The 21,393-nt window shown below is 39.3% G+C and carries 15 protein-coding genes and 1 other RNA gene; 12 read left to right on the forward strand and 4 right to left on the reverse strand.

The features are described from left to right. Positions 1 to 77 precede the first annotated feature (77 nt). From xerD to ACTB00_RS11620, 3 genes are all read left to right on the forward strand, one after another. Positions 78 to 977, forward strand: a complete 900-nt coding sequence (gene xerD / locus ACTB00_RS11610) for a site-specific tyrosine recombinase XerD (protein WP_463300085.1) — start codon at positions 78 to 80, stop codon at positions 975 to 977. A gap of 234 nt (positions 978 to 1,211) precedes the next feature. Continuing rightward, entirely contained in the window at positions 1,212 to 2,813 is a 1,602-nt protein-coding gene (gene pckA, locus ACTB00_RS11615; RefSeq protein ID WP_463300086.1) for a phosphoenolpyruvate carboxykinase (ATP), read from the forward strand. 82 nt (positions 2,814 to 2,895) lie between these two features. Continuing rightward, complete coding sequence (locus tag ACTB00_RS11620; RefSeq protein WP_463300087.1) at positions 2,896 to 4,326, forward strand: ArnT family glycosyltransferase; 1,431 nt, start codon at positions 2,896 to 2,898, stop codon at positions 4,324 to 4,326. Between the two features lie 16 nt (positions 4,327 to 4,342). Here ACTB00_RS11620 and ACTB00_RS11625 read toward each other — a convergent pair whose 3' ends face one another. Then, the gene (locus ACTB00_RS11625; protein ID WP_463300088.1) at positions 4,343 to 5,206 is read right to left on the reverse strand and encodes a TIGR01777 family oxidoreductase; all 864 of its coding nucleotides are present in this window, start codon (positions 5,204 to 5,206) and stop codon (positions 4,343 to 4,345) included. A gap of 126 nt (positions 5,207 to 5,332) precedes the next feature. On the opposite strand from ACTB00_RS11625, the gene ACTB00_RS11630 reads away from it, so the two are divergent. The 5 genes from ACTB00_RS11630 (at position 5,333) to ACTB00_RS11650 (ending at position 13,688) form a co-directional block, all read left to right on the forward strand. Next, on the forward strand, positions 5,333 to 7,723 hold the full coding sequence (locus tag ACTB00_RS11630; protein WP_463300089.1) for a penicillin-binding protein 1A: 2,391 nt from the start codon (positions 5,333 to 5,335) through the stop codon (positions 7,721 to 7,723). A 44-nt stretch (positions 7,724 to 7,767) separates the two neighbouring features. After that, complete coding sequence (locus ACTB00_RS11635) at positions 7,768 to 9,549, forward strand: chloride channel protein (RefSeq protein WP_463300090.1); 1,782 nt, start codon at positions 7,768 to 7,770, stop codon at positions 9,547 to 9,549. A 13-nt stretch (positions 9,550 to 9,562) separates the two neighbouring features. Then, on the forward strand, positions 9,563 to 11,332 hold the full coding sequence (locus tag ACTB00_RS11640; RefSeq protein ID WP_463300091.1) for a chloride channel protein: 1,770 nt from the start codon (positions 9,563 to 9,565) through the stop codon (positions 11,330 to 11,332). Positions 11,333 to 11,457: 125 nt separating this feature from the next. After that, on the forward strand, positions 11,458 to 12,351 hold the full coding sequence (locus tag ACTB00_RS11645; protein WP_463300092.1) for a LytTR family DNA-binding domain-containing protein: 894 nt from the start codon (positions 11,458 to 11,460) through the stop codon (positions 12,349 to 12,351). A gap of 242 nt (positions 12,352 to 12,593) precedes the next feature. Then, positions 12,594 to 13,688, forward strand: a complete 1,095-nt coding sequence (locus ACTB00_RS11650; protein ID WP_463300093.1) for a fatty acid desaturase family protein — start codon at positions 12,594 to 12,596, stop codon at positions 13,686 to 13,688. A 112-nt stretch (positions 13,689 to 13,800) separates the two neighbouring features. Here ACTB00_RS11650 and ACTB00_RS11655 read toward each other — a convergent pair whose 3' ends face one another. Together ACTB00_RS11655 and ACTB00_RS11660 are read right to left on the reverse strand one after the other, a co-directional pair. Further along, positions 13,801 to 14,199 carry a hypothetical protein gene (locus ACTB00_RS11655; protein WP_463300094.1) on the reverse strand — a complete coding sequence of 133 codons (399 nt, stop codon included), beginning with the start codon at positions 14,197 to 14,199 and terminating at the stop codon, positions 13,801 to 13,803. 186 nt (positions 14,200 to 14,385) lie between these two features. Next, the gene (locus tag ACTB00_RS11660) at positions 14,386 to 14,859 is read right to left on the reverse strand and encodes an aminoacyl-tRNA deacylase (RefSeq protein WP_463300095.1); all 474 of its coding nucleotides are present in this window, start codon (positions 14,857 to 14,859) and stop codon (positions 14,386 to 14,388) included. Between the two features lie 421 nt (positions 14,860 to 15,280). Between ACTB00_RS11660 and glyA the strand changes: the two genes are divergently transcribed. Continuing rightward, a complete protein-coding gene (glyA, locus tag ACTB00_RS11665) occupies positions 15,281 to 16,561 on the forward strand; it encodes a serine hydroxymethyltransferase (RefSeq protein ID WP_463300096.1) in 1,281 nt (426 codons plus the stop codon). A gap of 533 nt (positions 16,562 to 17,094) precedes the next feature. On the opposite strand, the gene ACTB00_RS11670 is transcribed toward glyA, so the two are convergent. Further along, on the reverse strand, positions 17,095 to 18,330 hold the full coding sequence (locus ACTB00_RS11670; RefSeq protein WP_463300097.1) for an S-adenosylmethionine:tRNA ribosyltransferase-isomerase: 1,236 nt from the start codon (positions 18,328 to 18,330) through the stop codon (positions 17,095 to 17,097). 72 nt (positions 18,331 to 18,402) lie between these two features. Between ACTB00_RS11670 and ACTB00_RS11675 the strand changes: the two genes are divergently transcribed. The 3 genes from ACTB00_RS11675 (at position 18,403) to ACTB00_RS11685 (ending at position 21,392) form a co-directional block, all read left to right on the forward strand. Next, the gene (locus ACTB00_RS11675; RefSeq protein WP_463300098.1) at positions 18,403 to 19,440 is read left to right on the forward strand and encodes a Smr/MutS family protein; all 1,038 of its coding nucleotides are present in this window, start codon (positions 18,403 to 18,405) and stop codon (positions 19,438 to 19,440) included. A 42-nt stretch (positions 19,441 to 19,482) separates the two neighbouring features. Further along, positions 19,483 to 19,867, forward strand: an RNA gene (gene rnpB, locus ACTB00_RS11680) — RNase P RNA component class A. A gap of 94 nt (positions 19,868 to 19,961) precedes the next feature. Continuing rightward, a complete protein-coding gene (locus ACTB00_RS11685; protein ID WP_463300099.1) occupies positions 19,962 to 21,392 on the forward strand; it encodes a capsule assembly Wzi family protein in 1,431 nt (476 codons plus the stop codon). Position 21,393 lies beyond the last annotated feature (1 nt).

The raw sequence follows: 21,393 nt of genomic DNA on the forward strand, positions 1-21,393 counted from the left end.
TATCAATTTAGTTGAGAAGTGTTACAGAACCAAAATTACGAAAATTGATTTGAGAACAAATTTAAATGCGTTTAATTATGAAATGGGAAGATAGTAAAAAAGGATTTGAAAATTTCTTGAGACTGGAGAAGTCTTTATCTCAAAATTCCATTGCTGCTTATGTGAATGATATTAACAAGCTGATGGTTTTTTTAGAAGAAAATTTCAAGCGCTTAGCACCTGAAAAGGTTAAGTTAAATCATCTGAGGAGTTTTGTTGAACACCTGAACGACAGGGGTGTTTCTCCTCGTACTCAAGCACGTACTATTTCTGGAATTAAGTCCTTTTTTAAGTACTTGTTGATCGAGGGAAAAATTCAGGGAGATCCAACAACATTGTTGGAGTCGCCAAAAATCGGGCGTAAGCTTCCAGATGTATTAACAATGGAAGAGATTGATACGATTATTGATGCTGTTGATATTGAGAAGCCTGAGGGACAGCGCAATAAGGCTATGTTGGAGACGCTTTACAGTTGCGGATTGCGAGTTTCTGAATTAGTGAATTTGAAGGTGACAAACTTATTTTTTGAACAAGGCTTTATAAAAGTTGAAGGCAAAGCTGAAAAAGAAAGACTTGTTCCGGTGAGCGAAAAAGCTGTTGTTGAAATTAATAAATACCTCAGTGGATACCGGAAGACATTGAAAATTAACCCTGAAAGTGAAAATGTTCTTTTTCTGAATAGAAGAGGAAAGAAACTAAGCCGGGTTATGATTTTTACAATCATTAAAAATTTGGCTGAAAAAGTGGGGATGGATAAAAAGATTAGTCCACATACTTTCCGTCATTCATTTGCGACTCACCTAATTTCTGGAGGAGCGGATTTAAGAGCTGTTCAGGAAATGTTAGGACATGAGTCTATTTTGACAACTGAAATATATACTCACCTTGATCGTGATTATTTGAAGTCGACAATTAGTCAATTTCACCCGCGGTCATAAGAAATTATCTGGTTCTGTTTTAATGATTTCTTAACATTGTAAATTAGTCAAATAAGTTGGATATAAAGTTGCGAGACAGTACGTTAGTTAACGTGCTGTCTTTTTTTTGTTTAGCTTAGTTTCAAATTAGTATTAAATTGATTTTGGCCTCTCAAAAAGAAGGAAAAAAATATTATTTTCGTCTGCCGAGAAAAAATTGGTTTTGTTGGAAATATTAATTTTTAATTGTTGATTATGAAAAATTTAGATTTATCGAAGTACGGCATTGTTGATGTAAAAGAAATCGTACATAACCCATCTTACGAAGTATTATTTGAGGAAGAAACGAAGCCTGAGTTGGAAGGCTTTGAAAAAGGTCAGTTGACAGAGTTGGACGCAGTCAACGTAATGACTGGCGTTTTTACCGGTCGTTCGCCAAAAGATAAATACATCGTTGAAGATGAAACAACTAAAGACACCATGTGGTGGAATTCACCAGAATCTCCAAATGATAACAAACCAATTTCTAAGGAAGTTTGGAATGATCTTAAAGCAAATACCGTAGAACAGCTTTCAGGTAAAAAGCTTTACGTGGTAGATACTTTTTGTGGAGCGAATGAAGATTCTCGTTTGAAAGTACGTTTCATCATGGAAGTTGCATGGCAGGCACACTTTGTGAAAAATATGTTCCTTCGTCCAACCGAAGAAGAATTAGCAAACTACGGTGAGCCTGATTTTGTTGTGATGAACGGTTCAAAAACCACAAACGAAAAATATAAAGAGCACGGATTAAACTCAGAGGTATATACTGTATTTAACCTGACTGAAAAAATGCAGGTAATTGGTGGTACCTGGTACGGTGGAGAAATGAAAAAAGGTATGTTCGCTATGATGAACTACTACTTGCCATTGCGTGGTATGGCTTCAATGCACTGCTCTGCCAATGTTGGTAAAGAAGGTGATGTCGCTATTTTCTTCGGTCTTTCAGGAACTGGAAAAACAACTTTGTCAACTGACTCAAGCCGACAGTTAATTGGTGATGATGAGCACGGTTGGGATGATGATGGTGTATTCAACTTTGAAGGTGGATGCTATGCAAAAACCATCAACTTGGATAAAGAAGCCGAGCCTGAAATTTTTGGTGCTATTAAGCGCGATGCATTGTTGGAAAATGTTACTGTTGATGAAAATGGTAAAATTGATTTCACTGATGGTTCAGTAACACAAAATACACGGGTTTCATATCCGATTAACCACATCGAAAATATTGCTGTTCCTTCAAAAGCAGGACATGCTAAAAAAGTAATTTTCCTCTCTGCTGATGCTTTTGGTGTGTTGCCTCCAGTATCAAAATTGACTCCAGAGCAAACAAAATACCATTTCTTATCAGGATTTACAGCTAAGCTTGCTGGTACTGAGCGTGGTGTTACTGCTCCTCAGCCAACTTTCTCTGCTTGTTTTGGTGCTGCATTCTTAACACTTCACCCTACACAGTATGGTGCTGAGTTAGTGAAAAAAATGGAAGAGTACGGAGCGGAAGCATATTTAGTAAACACAGGATGGAATGGTACCGGAAAACGGATCTCTATTAAAGATACTCGCGGTATTATCAATGCAATTCTTGATGGTTCTATCGAAAAAGCAGAATCAAAAACAGTTCCTGTATTCAACTTGGAAGTTCCTACTTCTTTGCCGGGAGTTGACCCTAATATTCTTGACCCACGCGATACTTATGCTGATGTTAAAGAATGGGAAGCAAAAGCACAGGATTTAGCTGGTCGTTTTATTAAAAACTTCGAGAAGTATACTGACAACGAAGAAGGTAAAGCATTGGTTGCTGCCGGTCCTCAATTGTAAGAGATTACATTTTATTACTATATTTGAGCCCTACCAATTTGGTGGGGCTTTTTTTGTGCTTAAAGTGTAGGTGATTTTGCAGATGAAGGTTTTCAAAGATAGGCAGGTTCTCATTTTGTTTTTAATTACGGCAGTTGTACTCCGTCTTTTCAGTTTTTTTACCAGCGTGCTTGATCATGATGAATCTACCTATTTAATAATAGGAAGAGATTTGTTGGATGGAAAATTGCTTTACTATGATGTTACTGATAGTAAGCCGGTAGGGATATTTGCAATCTATGCTTTCATGGGCTTTTTGTTTGGACATTCAATTGTGATGAGCCGGTTGTTTGTTGCTCTTATTGTCGGAGTGACTGCTCACTTGCTTTTTCTCGTTTCAAAGAAAATATTGAATAATCAACCGGCAGCACTGGCCACAGGATTCGTTTATATTTGTTGTACGTCTACTTGGAACTATTTTGGTTTATCTCCTAATACAGAATTGTTTTTTAACTTTTTTACAGCCTCCTCTTTGTTGTTTTTATTGAAAAAGAGCTCAATTCGCTACGGGGTGGCAGGTGTACTTATGGGAATCGGGTTTATTATTAAATACCTGGTTCTTTTCGACTTTGTAGCTCTAATGTCTTTTCTATTGGTTTACGAAATTATGCAGCGCCGAAGTCGGTTTTCGTGGAAGGATTTTTTACCCTTTCTGTTCTCAGGTATTGGGTTTGCATTACCTTTTTTGATGGTGAACCTATATTTCTTTGTTGGAAATCATTTTGAATATTTTAGATTCATTACTTACGAATTGCCGGGAAGGTACATGCAGCAAGGCACAACCTGGCGATTTGTAAAACTGTTACTCGACTTTTTGGGTCGATTTTTCCCGGTTACGTTTTTGATGTTTTATGTGTTGTTTTCGAAGCAGAAGCTACTTAAGCCAATATACAAGTATTTACTCATTTATTGGATTGCCGCTATATTATTGGCAATCTATCTTCCGGGAAAAGGATTTAGTCACTATGCGATACAATTGATGATTCCAATAAGTCTTATTGTTGGGGTGGCTTTTCATCCGGAATTTCGGTTAGATAAATATGCTCGCTTTTTCTTTCGGGGTAAAACAGGTATGTCTTTCGGCATTTTATTGTTGCTGGTCATTCAGTTCGTGGGAATACAGGGAAAAATAGTTCGTCCCGATGAGCCAGAGGTAATTGCCGCATATTTACAAAAGCGAATTACTAGTGAAGACAATATTTTTGTGGCTAATTATGAGCAAATCGTATATTTATTACTAGAAAAAGAGTGTCCCACAAAGTATGTGCATTCATCCATACTGAATTCACCTCATCTGGCAATGGCTTTTAATGTTAATCCGGAATTGGAATTAAGAGAAGTGCTCAAGAAAAAGCCAAAGTATATTCTCATTGAAAATAAATTTGAGCTACTTGAAAAGATGATTCTTACGAGTTATATTTTAGAAAAGAGCTTTTTCAATAAAAAGGTAAGAGCCTACAGACGTGTGCTGTAACATTTTTCTACTGATTTTATTCGTTTATAATCTCATTGAGCGATTCATCAAGGGTAGGATAAATGAATTTGAAATTTTGCTGAATCAAATGCTGAGGCACAACTACCGGACTTTTCAAAATTAGATTCGCAGCTTTACCGAAAAGTAAGCGTAATGCGACAGCAGGAACTTGAAAAAATGCCGGGCGATTTATTTTCTTTGCAAGGCTTTTTGTGAATTCCTGATTCGAAGTTTGTTCCGGAGCTACCAAATTGTATATACCCGAATATGATTCATCTGTAAGTGCGATTTCGAAAGCTTGTAGCACATCATCAATATGAATAAAAGGGAAGGCTTGTTTGCCGGCACCTATTTTTCCACCAACCCCTAGTTTGAAAACAGGTAGCAGACGATTCATAAATGGTGAGTTCTTGCCGATTACAATGCCTGATCTGAAAATAATACGCCGGATATCTTCTGGTAGCTCAACCAATGTGTCTTCCCAATCATCAATCACGCGAGCTGCAAAATGATTTGCGTACCTGGTACTTGTTTCATCGTGAGTAAATTCATCCCTGTAAATACCAATGGCCGATATTGACACAACTATGCCAGGTCTATCAGCATGTTTTATTGCGTTAATGGCCTTAACCAGATTTTGGGTTGTTTGCACACGACTGTTGTATATAACTGATTTGTTTTTTTTGGTCCAGCGCTGAATAATTGGAGCTCCTGCCAAATTAATTACTGCATCTGTTTCTAGTAGCTTTTCAGCGAGTAATTGATAATCTCCATATAACAGTTCGCGGTCAATCCTGATAATTTGAAAATTTCGTTGGTTTAGCTTTTCAATTATGTTTGTTCCAATATATCCTCCCGATCCGGTAATTGCAATTCTCATACTTCTGTTTTATCTAATTGTTAGTTTTAAGACAATCTCAGTAACTGAAAAGTTTTTGAATGTAAGTACAACATCCGGCTATTGAATCGTTTTATTTATCTAATTTTGTTTTTAAAATAGATTTTAATGGCGACAAAAAGGTCAAAAACGATACCATCCAAAAAGAGAAAACCAATACGAAAAAAACAAAAACGATCATCGAAAGCTAAAAAGAGAAATGTCTGGATGTTTCTGCTTAAGCTTTTTGCAGTTGGTGTTATTCTCTTTTTTATATTCTTTATGGCTGTTTATTTAGGATTTACAGGCCATGTTCCGAGTTCCAATCAGTTAAATGATATCAAAAACCCACAGGCATCAGAAGTATTCTCAGAGGATGGTCGGTTACTTGGTCGCTATTATATTGAGAATCGGAGCAACGTTCAATTTGATGAAATATCACCTAATGTAATCAATGCACTGATTGCTACAGAGGATGCTCGTTTTTATGAACACCGCGGGATTGATGAGATTGCGCTGATGCGCGTACTTTTCAAAACGATCCTGCTACAGGATAAAAGTGCTGGCGGCGGAAGTACTTTGAGCCAGCAGGTTGCTAAAAACTTATTTCCACGAAATGATTTGTGGATGTTTAGTATGCCGGTTAATAAATTGCGCGAGGCAATTATTGCCTATCGTTTGGAGCGCATTTATACCAAGGAAGAAATTCTGACACTATATCTGAATACGGTTCCGTTTGGAGAAAACATTTTTGGTATTGAAGTCGCTGCGGAACGATTCTTCAGTAAAAATCCTAAAAACCTCACCGTAGATGAATCAGCGGTGTTGGTTGGCATGCTAAAAGCCAACTACAGTTATAATCCTCGAATTAATCCTGAACGTTCGAAAGAACGGCGCAATGTGGTTATCAATCAAATGATCGCAAATGGCTTTCTGGAGGAAGCACAAGGAGAAGTTTTTAAGGAAAAACCACTGGGTGTAAAATACCGAAGAATTTCTTACAATGAAGGCCCGGCGCCGTATTTTGTCGAGATGCTAAAGCCGGAGTTGATGGATTGGTGTTCAAACAATACCAAAGAGAACGGTGAACCATATAATTTATTTACTGATGGTCTGCGGGTTAAGACAACCTTAAATTACGATTTCCAGTATTTTGCACAACAATCGGTCAAAGAGTACATGGAAAACTTACAAAATGTATTTGACAACCACTGGGGAAAAACAGAACCTTGGAGAGGGAAACAGAACATTTTAAAGAGCGCAATACGTCGTTCGGAGCGCTATAAGAAGATGAATAAAGCAGGCAAAACGCAAGAGCAGATTGATCAGGCGTTCAGTTCGAAGATAAAGACAACTTTTTTTACCCACCAAGGATTAAAGCAGGTCGAAACAACCCCGCTTGATTCGATTAAACACTATTTGCGCTTACTTAATGCCGGTTTTTTAGCAATTGAACCATCAACCGGAGCCCTAAAAGCGTGGGTTGGGGGAATTGATTTCCGCTTTTTTAAATACGATCATGTTTTGTCAGCGCGTCAGGTTGGTTCTACATTTAAGCCGTTTGTTTATTTAGCAGCTCTTGAAGACGGACAAAGCCCATTTGAGTATTACCCAAACGAAAAGAAAGTCTATGAAGATTATCAGGATTGGTCTCCGAGTAATTCACACGGAGAGTATACAGGGTATTATTCAATGGAAGGAGCGTTGACTCAGTCATTAAATACAGTTGCTGTTGATGTCATGATGAAAACAGGCATTGAGAAAACGATTGAGACTTGTCGGGAATTGGGATTAGAAGCTGACTTGCCCGAATTTCCTTCTTTAGCGCTTGGTGTAGCTTCAATTAGTTTGAAGGATTTGCTTTTTGCTTATGCAACCATGTTAAATCAAGGAACTCGTGTTGAACCCAATTACCTTGTTTCAATCAGTGATAACAAAGGCAACAAGCTGGTTGAATATAAACGCGAACCAGCCACCCGAACTTCGTTGAATGGTGTCAATTGTCAGATTGTTACCCACATGCTCGAATCAGTTGTGAATGATGGTACGGGGAGCTCGATCCGAAATACCTATCAGGTTTCTGGCGATTTTGCCGGTAAAACAGGGACAACGCAAAATCAGTCGGACGGATGGTTTATTGGCCTCACACCTGAATTAGTAACTGGCTGCTGGGTTGGAGCTGAAGATCCTGGAGTTCATTTCCGTACAATAAAATATGGACAAGGAGCATACATGGCTTTACCAATTGTAGGTAAGTTTTACAGTAAGCTTTATCGTGATGCTCGATATAAAACGATGCAGTATGCTGATTTTCCAAGTTTGAATAACGGGCTATTAGCCGATCTGGCAATTCCTCACTACCGGGAGTTTTATGATTTGGATGATAAAGACAATTTGATTGAACGAATATTTGCCGGAAAATCGAAAGAAGAGAAGTTGAAAGAGGTTAAAAATCCTGAGAAGAAAGAAAAGAAAAAAGTTTGGGAAGTAATCAAAGGAATTTTCAAAAAGAAAAAATAGTTTCTCCCCGATTTTAGACTGCCTTTTATTATTTTTGCGAACAAATGGAGAATAAGCAGTCTTTAATTGTTCGTTTTCACCGTTGGCGTTTACGGCACTTGAGCGAACGCCACTTTGTGGTGATTCTGAGTGTGGTTGTTGGTATTATTGCCGGAATTGCAGCGACGATAATTAAAAATGCTGTTTGGCTGACTCAACGATTAGTGCACAATATCTCGTTGGGGCACTATGTTGAAAATTACATCTACCTAATTCTTCCAATAACAGGGATTTTTATCACTGTTTTGTTTATTACCTATATTATAAAAAAACCGGTTCGTCATGGTATTCCCAATGTGTTGCACAGTATTTCAATGCGGCAAGGCGAACTGAGTAGACACAACCTGTTTTCATCGGTAATAACTTCTGCATTTACGGTAGGCTTTGGTGGTTCAGTTGGGTTAGAGGGACCTACCGTTGCTACCGGAGCAGCGTACGGATCCTGGATTTCAAAAGTATTCAGACTTAATTACAAGAATACCATATTGATGCTTGCCTGTGCTTCTGCCGGAGCAATGGCAGCTATTTTTAAGGCACCCATTGCTGCCATTGTTTTTGCGGTTGAAGTTATTATGATCGACCTGACTACCTTTAGCTTGGTTCCTCTCTTATTGGCATCTTCATCAGCGGTATTGACTTCCTACTTTTTTATGGGGCAAGATGTCCTTTATCCATTTAGTGTTGAGACCAGTTTCGAACTGTCAGACCTTCCATACTATATTGTTTTAGGAATATTTGCCGGATTGGTTTCGGCCTATTTCACCAAAATGTACTTATACATTGAAAAACTTTTTGAGGGGTTTAGTACAAAGCGAATAAGACTTACGATTGGTGGATTGAGCTTAGGAATTTTGATTTTCTTTTTCCCTGCACTTTATGGCGAGGGGTACGAAGCCATCAATATGTGTTTAGAAGGAGATCTGGGATATTTGTACGATGATTCGATCTTTTACAGCTTTAAAGGAGAAATGTGGAGTATGTTCGTATTGATTATAGCTGTAATTCTTTTAAAAATTGTTGCCACCTCAATAACTTTTGGTAGCGGTGGTATTGGCGGTATTTTTGCCCCAACACTTTTCATGGGTGTTAATTCTGGAATGCTATTCGCACAATTTGTCAACATGACTGGGTTAAAACAATTAAATGTAAATAACTTCGCACTGATTGGAATGTCCGGATTGATAGGCGGAGTTTTGCAAGCTCCATTAACCGGTATTTTCCTGATTGCCGATATTTCCGGAGGCTATAAACTATTTGTACCATTAATGATTGTGTCAACGTTCGCATACCTTACGGTTAAAGCTTTTACGTCAAATTCTGTTTACCATATTCAGCTGGCAAAGCGGAAAGAACTAATGACTCATGATAAAGACCTCAATGTTATTCGAATGATGGAAGTGAAAAAGTTAGTTGAAACTGACTTTCTTGTGCTGCGACCAAACTCAACTTTAGGCGATCTGGCTGAAGCAATTTCCAAGGCACACCGGAATTTATTCCCCATTGTTGATGAGGATGGTTACTTGAAAGGAATGGTGAAAATGGATGATGTCCGGCATTTGATTTTCCGTCAGGAGCTTTACGATAAGGTTCATGTTAGTCATTTGATGTATTTGCCTGAGCATTCAATTTCAACGTCTGATTCGATGGAACAAGTTGTTGAGAAATTTGAATCAAGTGAACGTTATAATCTGGCAGTAATCGATCAGGGGAAATACATCGGTTTTATATCCAGAGCTCGTGTTTTTTCGACATACAGAAAGCGAATGGCACATTTATCACACGATTAAGCAAAATAAAATCATGTTGGGGATTGAGAAGATTGATTTGAAATCATTGGCGAAACAGCTAATGGGCAAGAAAAAGCTGTACTGGATAAGCTTCATAATTGGAGTTGTCAGTGGATTGGCTGCGTTAATCTTAAAAAAATTAATTCACTTTATTGGAGAACAGTTAGTTGGCCACTTTGTTACGACCAATGAAAATTTTCTGTATCTGGCCCTTCCCTTAATCGGAATTACGATCACGGTACTGATTATTCGCTACTTTATTAAAGATGATATTGGACACGGCGTAGCTAAAATTTTATCTTCAATTTCAAATAATAGAGGAAAGATTAAGTCGCACAATTCTTTTTCTTCCATGATTACCAGTAGTTTCACGATTGGTTTTGGAGGATCAGTTGGAGCTGAGGCACCTGTGGTATTGACGGGAGCTTCGATTGGCGCAAACCTGGCCCGCTTCTTTAAACTCGGACATGCCGATGTGATCTTAATGATTGGATGTGGAGCTACCGGAGCTATTGCCGGAATTTTTAAAGCACCAATTGCTGGCATCGTTTTTACCTTGGAAGTACTAATGCTCGATTTAACAATGGCTTCACTGGTTCCTTTGTTAATTTCCGGGATTACTGCGGCGGTAATTAGCGTTTATTTTATGGGTGATGTTTCGCTATTCAAGTTCAACCTGATCCACACTTTTCAGGCCGATCAGGTTCCTTTTTATATCGCGTTGGGTATTTTTGCAGGCTTTGTATCGTTGTATTTTACCAGGGTTGCGATGTGGGTAGAACAAGTAATGAAAGGCATAAAAAGACAGTGGCTTCGTATGGTTTATGGTGGAATAGCTCTTGGAGTTTTGATCTTTCTCTTTCCGCCACTTTGGGGTGAAGGCTATACTTCCATAAACAAAGTGTTTAACGACCTTGGTCTGGAATTGTTGGACAATTCCCTATTTTACGGGTTACGCGATAATCCTTGGTTTTTTGTTGTTTTTTTAGTGCTTTTATTAGGCTTTAAAGTAATTGCCATGGCAGTTACCACGGCTAGTGGTGGAATCGGTGGTATTTTTGCACCAACACTTTTTGTCGGAGCCATTGGCGGCTATTTTATGGCTTTCTTTCTGAATCTCGTCTTTGGGTTAAATTTACCACTCGATAACTTTGCATTGGCAGGTATGGGTGCAATGATGGCGGGTGTTATGCATGCGCCTTTGCTGGGCATCTTTCTAACTGCCGAAATTACCGGAGGCTATGAACTTTTCTTTCCCTTAATCATTGCATCGTTGGTCGCTTATATTACAATAGTCCGATTCGAACAACACTCGATATACACAAAGCGATTAGCCCTCGATGGAAAGTTAGTAACGCATCATAAGGATAAAGCGGTTCTTCACTTTATGGAAGTTCAGGATTTGATTGAAACTGATTTCGAAATTATTTCTCCCGAAGCAACTTTGGGAGATCTCACCAAGTCTATTTCCAAGTCGAAGCGCGATCTTTTTCCGGTGGTTGATGCCGATGGAATTATGCGAGGAATGATTAAAATGAATGATATCAGGGATATCGTTTTTAATCAGGATTTGTATGAGAAAGTCTATGTAAAGGATTTAATGTACATGCCTGAGTATTTTATTTCCCCGAAAGATACGATGCTCGTGGTTGCCGAGAAATTTGAAACAAGTGGACGGTTTAATTTGGCAGTGATTGACGGAGGCAGGTATATTGGCTTTATTTCTCGAGCTAAAGTGTTTTCAAATTATCGTAAAACCGTTCGGACTTTTTCACATGACTAGCCGTCATGATCTGGTGTTGGACTCATTTAATTTGTACTGATTCAAATTTGGAATATCTCCAACGCTTTTTAAATGGTTGTCGGAAAATGGGTGATTTCTTCTGACTGAGGAAAAATGGTTTAACTTTGAAAGAAGAAAATATTCCGACTTCACTGTCAATAAACTACTTTTTTATGCTGGCTGGGAGAATCAATAAATTAGTTGCAAGGATCAAAGAAAACATTGGTTTTCTGTTGAGTATCACTTTTGGTATTTTTTTATTTATTCTGTTTTTTCAACCGTTTTCCATCGACGGTTTCAACTTTAATAATCGCTTGCTTTTTGTTGCCGGCTTTGTGGCTATTATCTTTCTATTTATGGTTCTGGTTCGCACAACATTTCGAACATTAATCCATGATAAATTTTCGGAAAACGAAAATACACTCGTATTTTCCTATGCTTGCGGATTTCTCATTTTGGCATTCAGTACAGTCGCACTTGCTTTTTATTTGCGCTATGTTGGCTTGATTGAATTGTCGTTTTACATCGTCTTTAAATTAGTGCTGATATGTCTTGTTCCTCCGGTTATTTTGAATGTCTTCGATCAGTTCCAGAAGTTGAAATATCAAAACGAACTGCTGCTTGGTGAAAAAGAAAACATCATGAAGGAGATTGAACGTTATGAAGATGACTATTTGAATCAAACCATCGAATTTATTTCAGAATATAGTGCTGACCAATTGAACTTGTCGATTGCTGATGTAATACTTTTGCGCTCGGCTGATAATTATGTCGAAATTATATACCGCGAAGGACAAGGAATAAAGAGGAAATTGATACGGAGTACCCTGAAGAATATCCAACAACAGTTAAAGCCATTTTCGAATTTTATAAGATGTCATCGAACGTCTATTGTAAATACTTTTCATGTCGAAAAGCTCACCAAAAAGTATAATACACATTTATTGCAAATCAGGGACTTTGATGAGCCAGTTCCCGTGTCTCGCCAGTATTTGTTAAAGATCAAAGAGCTTTTTTAATACAATTGGGGCGAATCCCACTCGCCATCATCTTCCATTATTTATCCCCATTTGCATCAAAATAATAACAGAATTCTATCGTTAATCCCTTTTTTATTTTAATTGAATCAAAGCCCAATATCTTTGTACCATAAAGATAAGGTCGAAGATGAAGTGTCGAATCATACGTGATGAAAAAAAGGTTGACGACTCGTGTTTTTCGAATGTAGTTGAAGTAAAAATTAGAACAATAAACAAAGGTGATGAAATCAAAAGCAATCATATTTCCAAATGCCCAAAAGCAAGAATTTGTAAATGAATTACGAAAAAGAATAGTAGACTATTTTGAGGAAAATAAGCTTTCGAAATATGGAGATAAAACGATGTTCCTGAAAACGATTTTCATGTTTTCTCTTTATTTAGTTCCCTATTTCCTGATGATTTTTCTGTTTGTTACAAATCCGCTTGGGTTGTTTTTTCTTTGGATAACCATGGGGTTGGGAATGGCAGGAATCGGTCTTTCGGTCATGCATGACGCGAATCACAATTCTTATTCAAAAAATCAAAGGATTAATAAGGTTTTATCCTATTCATTGAATTTTTTAGGAGGTTTTTCCCAAACCTGGCAATATCAGCACAATACATTACATCATCACTTTACGAACATTGATGGGTACGATGAAGATATTGATCCAGGCATTGTATTACGCCTTTCTCCGGGCAAGCCTCGTCATAAATTTCATCGTTTTCAACATGTATATGCCTGGTTCTTGTATAGTTTGATGACAATTATGTGGAGCACGGTTAAAGATTTTAAACAACTGTATCGCTACTCAAAAGAAGGAGTGAAGTTGGGACGTAAAAAATCGTTTAAGAAGCTTCTGACAGAGCTGATTATTTCCAAGATAATTTACTACACCTACATATTGGTGTTACCAATTTTGGTGTTGCCGATCGCTTGGTGGTTGGTTGTTTTGTTTTATTTAAGTATGCACTTGATATGTGGTTTTATACTAACAGTTATATTCCAGACAGCGCATGTAATGCCTTCTTCAAAATATCCGGTTCCCGATCAAACAGGAACTGTGGAGAACAATTGGGCGATTCATCAATTACTGACAACAACTGATTATTCTCCCCACAACCGATTATTCTCTTGGTTTATCGGAGGTTTGAATTACCAGGTTGAACATCATCTGTTCCCGGCAATTTGCCATATCCATTATCGAAAAATTTCACTTTTAGTGGCTGATACAGCTCAAAAGTATAACTTACCTTATCATGTTCAACCAAGCTTTTTTGATGCCCTTCATAAGCATTTTGAGATGCTTAAAAAGCTAGGACAAAAAGTGAATTAAGTAGTGCGAATAACTTAGTGTCATGTTTCGAGTCTTTAACAATTAGTGATAGAAGCGAAACCGAAAATATCAAATAGGTTCGCGACCTTAGCTGGTGAAAAGCTACGGAGTTTTATTCCATTCGTGGATAGAAGGAAAGGTAAATCAAGATGAACAAAGCTGAAAATAAACCGTTCATTACCGAAAAAGCATTCCAGTCAATCCAAATAGCCGGGAGAAAAAGAATGGCAAGTTGGGCGATTGTATAAATATAAAATCCTGATTTTTGCCAGCGTTTCATTTTCAATACCCCAATAAGCGAGACACCACAAAATCCGGCAAATAGCAAAAGATACAAGGGAGTAATATGATCCATACTGGTAAGGTTGGTTACACCGATAACCAGTTCCTTGGTTTTAGTAAAAAACAAAGCGGCTATACCGAAGAGCACTATTCCAAAAACACTCCCCAATAAACTCAAATAAATAGCAGATATAAATAGTAACGGCTCTTCGTTTTTGCTTGCTTTCATTTATACATTGATTTCCGGTCTCTTGATTCACCCGCGATAATTCTGGGCAAATGAGATCATGAGCGGCTTAAAAATGCAAATTAAAAATGCAAATTAAAAATGAAACGACCATCAATTTTCAGAAGACAAAAAAAGAAACCTCTGAACGGGGGAGATTTCTTTTTCGTCGATTCGATGATCGGCTTCTTAAACCATTTTTGCTTTCGAAAATTTCAGAACGAATGGCTGTACCAGTCGTTCAAAATCAGCGTATGCCATTCGTATTAATTCGATGTGAGTTCCGGCGTTGAATGCAATTTCTTTATCTTCGGCTAAACTTTCGGCCACATAAACCGGCATATCGTATAAATTACCAAACGGTGGCATTGCTCCAATTTCGCATTCAGGAAAAAATCGTTTAAATTCCATTTCGTTGGCTAACTCAATTGTTTTGGCACCGATTTGCTCTTTCAAAAGGTCGAGGTTTACCATGTACGAAGCCGGCAGTACAGCCATGGCCATTTTCCCATCAACTTTTACAATTACGGTTTTAGCTATTTCTTTACCAGGAATGTGTGTTGTTGCGGCAACTCGTTGGGCATTAAATGCCAGCGAATGGCGAATGGTAATGTACTCAATGTTGTAGTGATCCAGATACTTTTTTAGTTTTTTTATTGGCATAACGGTCGTTTTAAATCATTCAGTAAAAACAATCAATAAATCAAGGCATAAAATCAAAGTACGCAGTCGAAGGTAATATCATAAAGCACGCAGTAACTTAAATGACAACCCACTCTAATAGTTTATACTCAGCAATCCTGAAGAAGGTTACTACTCGAAAAAGGATGATAGTATAGAACTCACTGGCGAAGGTTTTCTCAATGTTAAACGTTCAAAAAAACAGGTGTTTGTTAATTTCTAATCGTTTCGGCACGACATAAAAAGTTTTACCTTTGCCCTTTAAATTCGTTATCGAAATAATTATCAAATGAAACGATCGCAAATTTTGGTGTTCTGTTCCCCTTGTTGTTGGGACGAAAAAGAATGACAGGATTTTCCGGAAGTTCCATTATATACCCATAAAGTAAACAATTTTAATACGATGAAAAGAGATCAAATTGTATTTGACATTATTGAGAAAGAACGCCAGCGTCAGTTGAGCGGAATTGAATTAATTGCTTCTGAAAACTTTGTTAGCGAGCAAGTCATGGAAGCGATGGGCTCTGTAATGACCAATAAATATGCTGAAGGATATCCGGGCAAACGGTATTATGGCGGCTGTCAGTGTGTTGATATGACTGAGCAATTGGCTATCGACCGTTTGAAAGAAGTATTTGGAGCAGTGTATGCCAACGTTCAGCCACACTCCGGAGCACAGGCCAATGCGGCCGTGTTAAGCGTTATTCTTAAGCCGGGCGATAAATTTTTAGGTCTTGATCTCTCTCATGGAGGCCACCTTTCGCACGGTTCTCCGGTTAATTCATCGGGTATTTTATACGAGCCAATTGCATACCATGTAAAAGAAGAAACCGGTTTGGTTGATTACGATGAAATGGAAGCTTTGGCTCGCGAACACAAACCAAAACTGATTATTGGTGGGGCATCAGCCTATTCGCGCGAATGGGATTATGCCCGCATGCGTAAAATTGCTGATGAAGTTGGTGCGATGTTTATGGTTGATATGGCTCACCCGGCTGGTTTAATCGCTGCCGGTTTATTGGAAAACCCTGTCAAACACGCCCACATTGTAACATCAACAACCCATAAAACATTACGTGGTCCCCGGGGTGGTATCATTTTGATGGGTGAAGACTTTGAAAATCCCTTTGGCTTTAAAACTCCGAAAGGGGTAACAAAAATGATGTCGGCAGTGATCGATTTTGCTGTTTTCCCCGGACAACAAGGTGGACCACTTGAGCATGTTATTGCTTCAAAGGCTATTTCTTTTGGCGAAGCGTTAGATCCTTCTTATAAAGACTACCAAAGCCAGGTGAAAAAGAATGCGGCGGTTATGGCTCAGGCTTTTGTCGATAAAGGCTACAAGGTAATTTCAGGAGGTACCGATAATCACAGTATGTTGATTGATTTACGTACCAAATTTCCTGAATTGACCGGGAAAGTTGCCGAAAACACGTTGGTAAAAGCTGATATTACCATCAATAAAAACATGGTTCCTTTCGACAGTCGTTCGCCATTTACAACTTCTGGCTTGCGTGTGGGAACTCCCGCAATTACAACTCGTGGGTTGAAAGAAGATCAAATGCCCGTGATTGTTGATTTGATTGATGAAGTGTTGAGTGACGTGGAAAATGAAGCTGTAATCACATCAGTTCGCGAAAAAGTAAATAAGATGATGAAGGATTTGCCCTTGTTTGCGTGGTAAGTAGTGCGAATAATTTAGTGTGATGTTTCGAGTCTTTAATAATCTGTGATAGAAGCGAAACCGAAAATATCAAATAGGTCCGTGACCTTAGATTACTTTCTAATTGATGATATATTGAAGGGCGCTCCTAATGGGGTGCCTTTTTTTTGCGCTTTTTTCACCGGTTTCCTCGGTACGTTTTGGCCGTTTGAAGATTTCTCAAAAGCGGAAAACATGCTCCCGGAAAATTTATTTTGTTCCCAAAAGCAGACGACAAGCTTCCGGAAAGTTTTTTTTGCTCTCGAAAGCCTTTGACAACATTCTGGAAAATTTATTTTGTTCTCGTCTGCCTTTGAGAGCATTCTGGAAAAAATATTTTGTTCTCATCTGTCTTTGACAGCATTCTGGAAAATTTATTTTGCTCTCATCTGCGGTTGACAAGCTTCCTGAAAATTATTTTTGTCCAAAAGAACTGATGAGAACGTGGTAGAATTTGCTTTGTAAGCAAACTGCGGTCTGCAGAACTTCGGTTTAGATTGTGCGTTACGGCTTGTTTACTTTAAATATAAATTGCTATCGCCGTAGCTGAGGAAACGGTAGTTGTTGTCGAGCGCGTGCTGATACACCCGTTTCCAGTCGTCGCCCAGGTAGGCCGAAATAAGCAAAAGTAAGGTGCTTTGTGGCTGATGAAAGTTCGTAATCATACCGTCAACCAAACGGAACTGATAGCCTGGCACAATAATGATTTGGGTAGAAGCGATCACCACAGGCAGTTCGTTTTTGTCCATATAATCGAGCAAGGCCTGTAAAACATCGGCGGCAGGTTCGTGGTTGGTGGTTTCGTAGGGCGACCACTGCTTTACATGCAATTTGTCGGGTGCCTGATGCGGATTCTTCATGATTGATTTACCCAACCAATAAAGGCTTTCGAGCGTACGAATTGACGTTGTCCCCACAGCGATGAGCTTACCTGTATGTTGCATGAGTTTTTCAATCAGCTGGCGCGAAACAACAATTGTTTCCGAGTGCATCTCATGATCGGCAATGGTGGCAGACTTAACCGGTTTAAAAGTTCCGGCACCAACGTGCAGCGTCACTTCAGCCAGCGATATTGATTTTTCCTTCAACGATTGAAATACGGCATCGGTAAAGTGCAGCCCTGCTGTTGGAGCAGCCACCGAACCTTTTATTTTCGAATAAATCGTTTGATACCGTTCGTGGTCGCTGGCTTCAGTTTCGCGATGAAGGTAGGGCGGTATGGGCAATATTCCGCAGGCTTCAATCAGCGAGGCAAAGTCAACCGACGGATTGTTCCAGCTAAACTGAACAACTACGTTGCCATTTTCCTGGCTCAACTTTTTTGCCACAAGGGTAATTACTTTCCCATTCACGTCCACTTGCCGCTCCAGTGGTTCCTGTTTCCACTTTTTTAAGTTGCCGACCATGCAATTCCAACTACATTGTTGGGTTTGCTGAAACGCAAGCTGATAGTCGGCTGGTGATTCCGGATCAAGACAGAAAATCTCAATCTGTGCCCCCGTTTTTTTCTGAAATGGAAGTCGCGCACGAATGACTTTGGTATTATTCGAGACCAGTAAACTCTGTTCGGGCAAATAGTCAGCAATCGAGCGAAAGTTGGCATCTGATATCTGACCATTTTTCCAAACGAGTAATTTCGACGCATCGCGCTCGCTCAATGGATATTTCGCAATACGTTCGTCCGGCAAATTGTAGTTCAATGCCTGTGCACTTTGATTGAAAACCGGTTTTATCGAAGTTTTTTCGCTCATGAGCGGCAAAAGTACTGAAATATTATTTTCAGTTAAAATAGTTCTTAATTTTGTAGTAAAATATAGCGAACTATGATAAAAGTAGGAGATCGGGTAAAGTTTATGAATGATGTCGGCGGCGGCGTTGTTACCAAAGTTGTCAGTAAGTCTTTAGTTCATGTTGAAAATGAAGACGGTTTCGAGATTCCGACTTTAGTGTCTGACTTAGTGATTATTGCCGACGAGCAGTATGCTGAAAAATCAAGTGTTGAACAATTTGCAGCGCAAGCTAATCCGAAAAAGCCGGAACCGGTTAGCGAGCCGGTAAAGGAAGAAGCAGTGCTGATTGAAGGAAATGACAAGCCCAATTTTCAGTTGGCCTTTGTGCCTGAGAATAGCCAAAATCCGCTGGAAGGAACCATCAAACTGTACTTGATTAACGATAGCAATTTTTCCGTATTATATCATTTTGCTGAGTTGAAAGGAAACGAATATAGCTCAAAGGAAGCCGGGGAGTTGGAGCCGAATACGAAATTGTGGTTGGATTCAATTGCCCAGGTTGATATTGCGGAGCTGCCGGAGTATTTCTTTCAGTTGATATGCTATCGCGAAAAGGCCAGTCAGTTGGAACGTCCTGTAGAAGCTTCAGTAAAAATTAACCCGGTGAAGTTCTATAAGTCGGGTAGTTTTGTGTCCAACGAGTTTTTTAACGAAAAGGCGATGGTTGTAAGTCTGAACCCAAATCCGATGGAAAAGGTGGTTGAAAACTTGACCGAAAAGGAGGTGAAGGAAGCGGTAAGTGCTAAGGAGCCTGCCCGTAAACGAAGACGAGTTGTTGAAAATACAGATCTGCTTGAAGTTGACTTACATATCCACGAGTTAATTGATGATACCGCCGGACTCTCGAACAAGGAAATGTTGGATTTACAAATGACTCATTTTCATGAGAAAATGGATGAGGCCATTAAAAAGCGGATAAAGAAAGCCGTTTTTATTCATGGCCTGGGAAATGGAACACTCAAACAGGAAGTTCGTCGTGAACTAACACATAGATATAAAAAGTATAACTTTCAGGATGCCAGTTTTCAGGAATATGGCTATGGGGCGACCATGGTTATTCTGCATAAATAAAATGGGCTGGCTAAAATAGTTCAACCTTTTTCATAATTTTGCAGTGCAGACCGCTCTATCGCTCTTCAATTTATATTGAAGGGAGGAAAGTCCGGGCAACACAGGGCACCATGTTTCTTAATTGGAAGGCGGGCGAAAGCTTGCAGTAGTGTAACAGAAAATGACCACCTCGGCTTGCCGGGGAAAGGGTGAAAAGGTGAGGTAAGAGCTCACCGGTTTCGGAGGTAACTTCGAGAGCCGTACGCCTCGTGGGTTGCAAGACCAAATATATCACGACCAGGAGCTGCCCGTTCCATTTCAACCTGGTTGAAAGTCGTGAGGGGTAGGTTGCTAGATCGTAGCAGTGATGCTTCGGCCAGATAAATGATAGAGGTTTTTCGTCGTTTGGCGGAGGATACAGAACCCGGCTTACAGGTCTGCGTTTTTTAATTTTTATACAGACAAACTATTTTTTCAATTATATGTTAAAATAGTTTGTCTGTTTTTTTATACTTTTCAGTCAATAAAAAATCCACTCATTCATGAAAAAGAGTTTACTATTTCTTAGCGCATTATTCTTCGCTTCTACTGTACTTTTTGCTCAGGTAGCTGATACCAATCCAGCACTAACGATTCATTCTAATACCATTATCTCGAGTGGTGACAATGTTCCCTTTTGGTTGCAAATGAATCAGCAGGGAATGGTCGATGGCTCAGCACCGGTTCAGGAGCTATTTATTATAGAGTACGTTAAACAAGCTGACTATAACTTGCAAGATAAGTTTCAACTGGCCTATGGTGTGAATTTAGTTGGACAAATATCGAAGAATTCGGCCTTTCATCCGAATGAATACTGGGCGCAGCTGCACTTTAAAAAGTGGTTTTTGCATGTTGGAGCAAAGGCTGAGCCGGTTTTTGCCAATGGCTTATCACTAACGAACGGAAACTTTTACCTGTCGAATAACGCACGTCCATTGCCACGCGTTGGCCTTGGAACTAACGACTTCCGGCTCTTTCAAAGTGGGTGGTTCAGTAAGTTCGCTTTCGATTTTGAGTACAATGAGTATTTATTAGTTGACGACCGAATTGTTGATGATGGGAACTTACACCACAAACGATTGGACGTAAATTATTCAATAACCGACAAGTGGACTTTCTCAGCCGGTTTGGATCATTGGGTTTTTTGGGGTGGTACGTTTACATCTAGCAGCGGCGATTTTAAAATGCCCGGGCTTGAAGATTATTTCAGATATATAACCGGTAGGGTAGGAAGTAGCGATGCCCCGGCAATTGATCGGGCTAATGTGGCGGGAAATCAGCTTGGTCAATACTTGGTGTCGTTGGAGTACGATGGCGAAAGCAATTATCTGAAATTATATTGGCAACACCCTTGGGAAGATCGCTCCGGCATTCAGCTTGAAAATGCTCCTGACGGTTTGTGGGGAGTGTATTGGAAGCATGTAGCTGATAAACCTTTTATAGAGTCTGCTGTGCTGGAATATGCAAACACCCGGGATCAAAGTGGGCAACATCACAAATACCATCCGGATCCAAGCCGACCCGATTATGAGGTTGGCGAAGGAGAAGACAATTATTTTACACATGGCGTTTATAAGTCGGGTTTTGTGAGCTACGACCGGATGATGGGAATTCCATTATTCATTCCGATTTTTAATGAAAACGGAATATCGAAAGGCTTTGATAATACCCGGTTTTGGGCAATTCACAATGGCTTAAGTGGGTGGCTCAACAACTCAATCGAATGGAAAACAAAGCTTAGCTATTCGAAGCACTATGGAAGGCACAATGCAGAGTATGCTTCGCCTAAAGAGTTTCTTTCGGCGTCAGTTCAAGCGACTTATATATTGCCAAATATTCCTTTGCGGTGTGGTATTCAACTAGCTTACGATCATGGCTCAATATTGCCGTCCGATTTTGGAGCGGCTGTTAAATTGAGCTATTCATTGAAATAAT

Source organism: Sunxiuqinia sp., assembly GCF_055140945.1.

Bases quoted from the DNA above. Each gene is read 5' to 3' on its own strand.
- ACTB00_RS11635 (WP_463300090.1), top strand. From the start codon at position 7,768: ATGGAGAATAAGCAGTCTTTAATTGTTCGTTTTCACCGTTGGCGTTTA.
- ACTB00_RS11650 (WP_463300093.1), top strand. From the start codon at position 12,594: ATGAAATCAAAAGCAATCATATTTCCAAATGCCCAAAAGCAAGAATTT.
- ACTB00_RS11675 (WP_463300098.1), top strand. From the start codon at position 18,403: ATGATAAAAGTAGGAGATCGGGTAAAGTTTATGAATGATGTCGGCGGC.
- pckA (WP_463300086.1), top strand. From the start codon at position 1,212: ATGAAAAATTTAGATTTATCGAAGTACGGCATTGTTGATGTAAAAGAA.
- ACTB00_RS11660 (WP_463300095.1), bottom strand. From the start codon at position 14,859: ATGCCAATAAAAAAACTAAAAAAGTATCTGGATCACTACAACATTGAG.
- ACTB00_RS11630 (WP_463300089.1), top strand. From the start codon at position 5,333: ATGGCGACAAAAAGGTCAAAAACGATACCATCCAAAAAGAGAAAACCA.
- ACTB00_RS11640 (WP_463300091.1), top strand. From the start codon at position 9,563: ATGTTGGGGATTGAGAAGATTGATTTGAAATCATTGGCGAAACAGCTA.
- ACTB00_RS11670 (WP_463300097.1), bottom strand. From the start codon at position 18,330: ATGAGCGAAAAAACTTCGATAAAACCGGTTTTCAATCAAAGTGCACAG.
- ACTB00_RS11685 (WP_463300099.1), top strand. From the start codon at position 19,962: ATGAAAAAGAGTTTACTATTTCTTAGCGCATTATTCTTCGCTTCTACT.
- glyA (WP_463300096.1), top strand. From the start codon at position 15,281: ATGAAAAGAGATCAAATTGTATTTGACATTATTGAGAAAGAACGCCAG.
- ACTB00_RS11620 (WP_463300087.1), top strand. From the start codon at position 2,896: ATGAAGGTTTTCAAAGATAGGCAGGTTCTCATTTTGTTTTTAATTACG.
- ACTB00_RS11625 (WP_463300088.1), bottom strand. From the start codon at position 5,206: ATGAGAATTGCAATTACCGGATCGGGAGGATATATTGGAACAAACATA.
- ACTB00_RS11655 (WP_463300094.1), bottom strand. From the start codon at position 14,199: ATGAAAGCAAGCAAAAACGAAGAGCCGTTACTATTTATATCTGCTATT.
- xerD (WP_463300085.1), top strand. From the start codon at position 78: ATGAAATGGGAAGATAGTAAAAAAGGATTTGAAAATTTCTTGAGACTG.